We start from the raw sequence: 6528 nt of genomic DNA on the forward strand, positions 1-6528 counted from the left end.
CTTTGCGGCGTCAGGGGATGAAAAAAGCGAGGGTGCGTCGGATTTTTTCCAACGCACTCTCGCTCATGTTTGGGGTCAAACTTGGCGGACAAGCCGCCGTTTTTCAGGGGATTAGGTCAGAGTGTTTGGAAGTAAGTCTGACCTGAGTATAGCACACCCCAATCCTGGTACGCAATAGAAAACCGTCAGATATATGGGCATGTTTTGCCTCATACCTCGTACTCATCCTGCTCACGGCACACCGCTTTCTGCTTCGACGGCTGTGCCAAGTGATACAGGGGATGGTCCTCCAGACGGTATTTCTCCACCTCCTTTGGTGCGCCGCCCCGTGTAAACAGCCACGCATGGTTTAAGGGCATATTCAGAATGGTGTGGACAGACTTGTTGGCCTTGACGGAGATGTACCGGGCCGTCGCCAGCTCCTGTCCGCCCAGGTAGAGCAGGTGGTCGCAGTTGCTCAGAATGGTAACGGCCTTGTCGTGCCCGTATGCGGCCTCCAGCTGTGCAAGGCTCTGGAGGATGATGCTGACGCTGATCTCCCGGGAGCGGATGACGGAACTGATCTGGTCGAAGTCAGCGATGCACCCTGCGGCCCCGGCGGCGAAGTCGTCCAGGATAAGGCGGACCGGGACACGCAGACGGCCGCCCGGGCACTGGTCGGCATGGCGGCAGAGAGTTTGAAGCGCCTGGGTGTAGAACAGCGTCACCAGAGCGTCCATGGACCGGTCTGTGTCGCTGATGGTCAGGAACACGGCTGTCTTGCGGTCGCCAAGGTTCTGGAAATAGAGTTGGCTGAAGTTGGTAAACAGCTTCTCTGCCCCATGGAAGGCAAAGGGGGACAGCTTTTCCTCCAGGAACGCCTGGATGCTGGCATAGGTCCTGGGGGACTTCTGAATGTTGCGGAGCATCTGATACTGCGCCGCCGCGAAGCTGTCGGGGGCAAAGGTGCAGACCTCCTCGAACAGCCGGTCAAAGCTGCCGCTCCCCATCTCCCGCAGGAGCCGGATCACGCTGCCCAGATGATGCTCCTGGCGGGGAAGATACTCCAGCACATAGGAAATCATGGCTGAGAGGGCCATCTGTGCGGCCTGCTCCCAAAACGGGTCGTTCTTTGTCTTGACGGGAGAGAGGGCGGCGGCAATTTGAAGAATGTCCTGCTCATGACAGCACCCCCGCTTTTGGTCCCGGCGTACATACATGAGCGGATTGTACCCATAGGAAGAAGCGGCACAATCCTGGAAGTTGATCTCAATGACCTGATAGCCGTTCTTCCGCAGGGCCCTGCCGGTCTTTTTGCACAGGCTGTCCTTGACGCTGGTGACGATGACGCTCTCACTGCACTGAAGGATGTTGGGAAGCACATAGCTGCGGGTCTTGCCGGTGCCGCTGGGGCCGATGATGCAGTCGTTGTTGTTCAGCCCCGTGACCCAGGTATCGTTGCTGATACATGGGCCTTTGTATAAAATTCTCTCTGACATAGTACCTCCTGATTTACAGCTGGTGGATGACCCTGTCGGCAAGGCCCCATTCCACAGCCTCCCCGGCGTCGAAGTAGCTGTCGGAGGCGGTCTTGTCCAGTACCTCCTCCAGGCTTTTGCCGGTGTGGGCCGAAATGATGTCCGCAACCGTCCGGCGGGTCTGCATGAGGTTTTTGGCGATGGCGTCCACGTTCAGCGCGCTTCCGCCCACGCCGCCCGGAATCAGCGGGTCGTGTATCATGACTTTGGCGTGGGGCAGCATGTCCCGCCGGTCGCCGGACAGGAACAGGACTGCGGCCATGCTGGCGGCGGTGCCGGTGCAGATGGTCCGCACCGGACAGCCGACCGCCTTCATGACATCGTAGATAGCAAGGCCGCTGGGGACCTCGCCCCCGGGACTGTTGATATACATGGTGATCTCCTGCCCGGGTGCGTCCTGCTGAAGGAAGCGGAGCTGCAGGACCAGCGCCGAGGCGGTGTCCTCCGTGATGGGGCCGACGCAGAAAATCTCCCGCTTCTGGAACAGGATGTCTTGAATCGGGATCTGGTTCAGGCCCTCGCTGGTTTCCCTGAGAACATTAGGAAGATATGCCATCGTGCGCCTCCTGTTCTGCTTTCCGAAGCGTGTCTACGGTCTGTTTATCCGCCCAGTTCCACATAAAGAATATAGGCGTCGTCTGTGTTGCTGGGCCTCTTCCTGTCGGGCTTTCCATCGCGCCTCCAGAGCCGGTAGGTGTCTGTCCCGTTGGACACTTCGCGCACCAATATGGCCCGCATCTTCTTTCCGTCTGCATTGAAATTCCCCTGGTAAAAAAGCGGGGTCATCAGTTTTGCGTTTGACATTGTACGATCTCCTTTCATATTTTTGTATCGCACCGACAGCGGTTGTCATTGACTGTTAGCGAAATTGTGTATATAATCATGATAAAGGGGGCGGTTGATATGCCGAACATCAGGCCCGTATCTGACCTGAGAAATCATTTTGCGGAAATCACCCATGAGGTGCAGGCCAGCAAGGAGCCCGTATTCCTGACCAAAAACGGCGTGGGGTCTCTGGTGGTCATGAGCATGGAGGCTTATGAGGACGGTCTGTATGAAAGCCGTGTCTACGATAAGCTGATAGAAGCCGAGCTCCAGGCCGCGCAGACCAAAGAGCGCAGGACCCATACCGAAGTCATGGAGAACGCCCGGCGGCGTCTGGCCCGCTATGGAGATGACGAGGATGTATAAAATCGTCTACCTCCCATTGGCGGAAGCGGATATTCTGGATGCCGTGGACTATATCGCCGGGAAGCTGGACGCCCCAAAGGCCGCACAGGACTTACTGGATGAACTGGACGATACGGTAGAGCGCATCTCCAAGTACCCATACGCCCATGAGCTGTATCGGACAACCCGGCCCATGCGGGATGAAATCCGCAAGGTGCCGGTGAAAGGGTATGTCCTGTATTACGCGGTGCTGGAGGACACGGTGGAGATCCGGCGCCTCCTCCATGGCCGCAGGGACCGGCAGAACATGGGACTGTAATTTCTGATACATGGTCAGGAACGCCCGCACGGTTGACCCGTACGGGCGTTCCTGCTTCATCCTGCCAGCCGGTCTGTACTCTCCTGGTCCCCGATGTGGAGCAGGATGTCCAGTTCCGTGAGCCGGGCAGCCTTCTCCGCCAGCTCCGCCTCCTGTGGAAACGGCTTTTCCAGTTCTGCCTTGGCCGCCTCGCACTGCTGAAGGGTGTGTTCGATGGCGTCCTGTGTCTCCTGGATGCGCTGGGACAGCTTGTCCAGTACATGGTCGATGCGGACAAGGTTCCCCTTGGCGTCCTGCCCAAGTTCTACGCTGTGCTCTGCGGAGCCCTTCAGTATGGCCTTATAGCAGAGTAGGCGCCGTCCAGCACCAGATAGATTTCCCTCACGCTCTGCCCGTCGTAGGCGATGGACACCTTCTGTCCGATCTGCCGCTGGCCCTCCTCCGAGGCCAGGAAACCTCTGTTGACATAGAGGAGGTGGTCGTGGCTGATGCCTTTGCGGGTCAGTTTGCAGGTCTTTCGGGGCAGGCTCATGTAGTAGACCTCCTGTGGGTTCAATTCCAGCAGGGCGGACTTGCCCGCGGCGGCGTAATACTGCCACAGGCCGGCGGCGGTGGGGGCGACGCCCTGTTCCAACATCTCCGGGGACATCTGTAAGCTGTCCAGCACCCGGCGGCCGTTGAGGTAGAGGATGCAGTGGATAAGGATTTGCGTAAACTGGGTCAGGTCGAGGGAAGCCTGCGCCCGGTAGTCCACCGCCCACCGCTCCTGTGCGTCCGCCTCGATGACGCCCCGGCCCCGCAGGATGGGCTTGTACCGGCCCTGCATCAGATCGAACATCTTTTCCACGAGCCCCTTTCGGTCGGGGCGGAACGGGGGCAGGGCCTCGCAGGTGACGCCGTAGCGGAGGCACAGTTCCTTCATACGGCCGCCCAGGAAGTCCCGGCCCTGGTCTGTGATGACCTCAGACGGGAGCCCTTTGCTGGTCCAGTCGGCAGCGTCGATGTCGATGCCGTAGCCCCGGCAGTAGTCCACCTTGTTCATGGCGGCGTTGGCAAGGCAGGCCATGACGGCTTCCTCACCCGCCTCATAGCCCACATAGAGCCCCGCAATCAGTTGGGTGGCGGTGTCCACGGCCAGGTAGACATAGGGGCGGCCCACGACCTTGGTGCGGTCCAAGCGGGAAACAAGGTAGATGTCCGCTGTGGTGGCATCCATCTGATAGGCCCCGATATGATCTTTCCATGCCATGGCGGACCCGGTGAGGGGGCGGGCGGTTCTCTGATAGTTGGTGAGGCCGTCCCGGGCGATGGTCCGCTCACTGCGGCGGTGGTATGCCTGGTCGTAGAAGTAGTGGCGGAAGGCCGGCCATGTGGGGCGCTTGTCTGCCAGATGGCCGTCCGGTGCGGTGAAGAATTGATGGAGCATGAGGTCGTAGGTGTCCCGCAGGGTGGGCCGCTTGGCAGAGTAGTAGAAGGTCTGGATGGCGCGCTTGTAGTAGTTCTCGTACTCCGGCGGACGGCGCTCCCGGGACTTGTGTTTCATCACGGCCCCGGTGGCGATGTATTGATAGTACAGCCGCAGGACGCGCCGGCTGGTGGTGCCGTGCTCCCGCGCCGCCTCTGCCGCAAGCTGGCGGCGAATGGCAGGGTCGCTGACGCAGTCCCCGTTGTCAAGCAGGGGCTGAATCAACGCCATGCGCACCTGCTCCGCGGCCGTCTGCGGCGCTTCCCCCTGCTCTGCGGTGCAGGGCTCCGGGGCAGGTGCGCGGGGATAGGCGTCCAGTTCCCGCTGGTCCACGAAGCGGGGCGGCCCCGGAGCGTCACAGGAGACGAGCCATGTGCCTTGGGGCTCTGCCTTCAGGATGCGGAACTGTTCACCGTTGATGTCAAGGTACATCGCTTTTGCACTCCGTTTCTTCTGGATTTTGTTTGGTGTAAGTCTGTGACAGTCATTTCTGTACCTTTCCCATGTATTCTCTAAACTTGAAATTAAATGTTAAAATAAAAAAAGTATGGTCTATGACCGTCACGACTGTCACGAAATTTGTTCTGCCTCCACTCCCACTGTATTCTCCCCATGCGGCGAAGGGAGGGGGCGCAGAGGGCCGTGCCCCCTGCGCCCCTTTTCCGTGTGTATTAGCAGGGGGGGGGAGCGGCGTCACGGACGAGGATCACCAGGTGTCCCGCCGGGGAATAAACTCGACCTCCATCCAATCCGGGATGGGGTCGCTGGGCTCTCCGCCAAAACTGTTTCCCTGCTTCGTGCAGATGTCCGGCCGGCGGTCTGCCCTGGGGTCTATATCGACATACAACCTGCCCTCGCATTCATAGACAGGGCGGCTCCAGCTGTCCCGTCCCACCAGCCGGAGTCGCAGTTTGGGTGGCTGGACTTCCCAGCGTGCCGGTTCCTTTGCAATAGCCCAGGCGGACAAGGATGTCTTGGGGGCGCCTGGCATATCTTCAAAGGCCTCCATCATGCCGCACTCGTCACATATATAGACATTGAGCCGGCGGCTCAGGGCGTTTCGCACGGGATCGCTTTCCATTACAGGTCGGCCACATCGTGGACAGGGATAGTCCCCATCCCACTGTTTCTTTGCAAACTGCTCAATGAGGGCCTTGGCCGCCCCTTCGCTCATATACTTTTTCATATCAACATCAACCTTTCTCTCTATTTAGCCGTTCATGACAGGGTGACGGGCAGGGGCCTCTGCGCCGATGTACCTGTAACATCATGGAACTTGGTCAGCCCCATTCCCTCTGTATTCCCAGGCCGTCAGGGAGCAGGAGACACAACCCCCTCCTGGAACAGGGCGACGCGCCAGTCTGATACGCCTACGGCCTCCCAGTACCGGCGGGACAACTCCAGCTGTTCCAGCACGGTGGCCTTGGTCAACTCGTCCTCCCGCACTACCTCCCGGACAGCCTGGGTCCCGTCCGTGTGGTGGATCAGAAAATCCGTTTTCCATTCCTGCTTCATATAGGCGGCACGGATGCCTACGGGGTTCACATGCTGGAACTGCTCCGGGTCAAGGCAGCAGTTCTCCTCGTAGTTCTCCACCCGGTCATCCGCCTCCAGCTTTTTGGCGTACTCCTGTTCCGCATAGCTGTTGACGCAGATGATGCGCCCGCACTTCCCACTGTTAAACCGAATTTCCCGTTGCTTTTTCGAGGCCCGCTTCACGGTAAATCACCCCCTCTGTTTTTTGGATGAAATTCAGACTTACTTCCGATTTTTTTCTGTATCTCCGTATTTAATCTGAAAAAATAGAGGTGTTTTGGAAGGGACTGGGAATTTTCGGGGTGTTTTTTTCAATTAAATCCCCATTTAATTTGAAAAACAGGGTCATTTCTGGAAACAGTTGGGAATTTTGAGGCCATTTTTTCAAATTAAATCCCTTAAATCCGAAAAATCAGAGAATTATTTTGAAACACTATGTTCCCCTCCATTTTATTTTCGTCATCTGTCCCATAATTTTGTCACTTCCAAAACACATTCCTTGTACCCCCTTCCTCCCCCTG

Annotated in this window: 8 protein-coding genes; 2 read left to right on the forward strand and 6 right to left on the reverse strand. The window is 58.1% G+C overall.

The features are described from left to right. Nucleotides 1–209 precede the first annotated feature (209 nt). From B5G06_RS13425 to B5G06_RS13435, 3 genes are read right to left on the reverse strand one after another with little or no spacing between them, the layout of a single operon-like run. Nucleotides 210–1478, reverse strand: coding sequence for a VirD4-like conjugal transfer protein, CD1115 family (locus B5G06_RS13425; protein WP_087189557.1), 1269 nt, complete (start codon nt 1476–1478; stop codon nt 210–212). A gap of 13 nt (nt 1479–1491) precedes the next feature. After that, nucleotides 1492–2073 (reverse strand): ClpP family protease, encoded by a 582-nt coding sequence (locus B5G06_RS13430; RefSeq protein WP_087189558.1) that lies wholly within the window; start codon nt 2071–2073, stop codon nt 1492–1494. A gap of 44 nt (nt 2074–2117) precedes the next feature. Beyond that, nucleotides 2118–2321 (reverse strand): hypothetical protein, encoded by a 204-nt coding sequence (locus B5G06_RS13435; RefSeq protein ID WP_087189559.1) that lies wholly within the window; start codon nt 2319–2321, stop codon nt 2118–2120. A gap of 99 nt (nt 2322–2420) precedes the next feature. Between B5G06_RS13435 and B5G06_RS13440 the strand changes: the two genes are divergently transcribed. Continuing rightward, on the forward strand, nt 2421–2708 hold the full coding sequence (locus B5G06_RS13440) for a type II toxin-antitoxin system Phd/YefM family antitoxin (protein WP_087189560.1): 288 nt from the start codon (nt 2421–2423) through the stop codon (nt 2706–2708). Further along, entirely contained in the window at nt 2701–3006 is a 306-nt protein-coding gene (locus tag B5G06_RS13445) for a type II toxin-antitoxin system RelE/ParE family toxin (protein WP_158094726.1), read from the forward strand. The genes B5G06_RS13440 and B5G06_RS13445 overlap by 8 nt, the downstream gene beginning before the upstream one ends. 328 nt (nt 3007–3334) lie before the next feature. On the opposite strand, the gene B5G06_RS13455 is transcribed toward B5G06_RS13445, so the two are convergent. From B5G06_RS13455 to B5G06_RS13465, 3 genes are all read right to left on the reverse strand, one after another. Next, a complete protein-coding gene (locus B5G06_RS13455; RefSeq protein WP_087189563.1) occupies nt 3335–4903 on the reverse strand; it encodes a Mu transposase C-terminal domain-containing protein in 1569 nt (522 codons plus the stop codon). 274 nt (nt 4904–5177) lie between these two features. Beyond that, complete coding sequence (locus B5G06_RS13460; RefSeq protein ID WP_087189564.1) at nt 5178–5657, reverse strand: hypothetical protein; 480 nt, start codon at nt 5655–5657, stop codon at nt 5178–5180. Between the two features lie 125 nt (nt 5658–5782). Beyond that, complete coding sequence (locus tag B5G06_RS13465; protein WP_087189565.1) at nt 5783–6190, reverse strand: hypothetical protein; 408 nt, start codon at nt 6188–6190, stop codon at nt 5783–5785. Nucleotides 6191–6528: the final 338 nt, after the last annotated feature.

The organism is Flavonifractor sp. An52 (assembly GCF_002159385.1).
In the GTDB taxonomy this organism is placed as follows: Bacteria; Bacillota; Clostridia; order Oscillospirales; family Oscillospiraceae; genus Flavonifractor; species Flavonifractor avicola.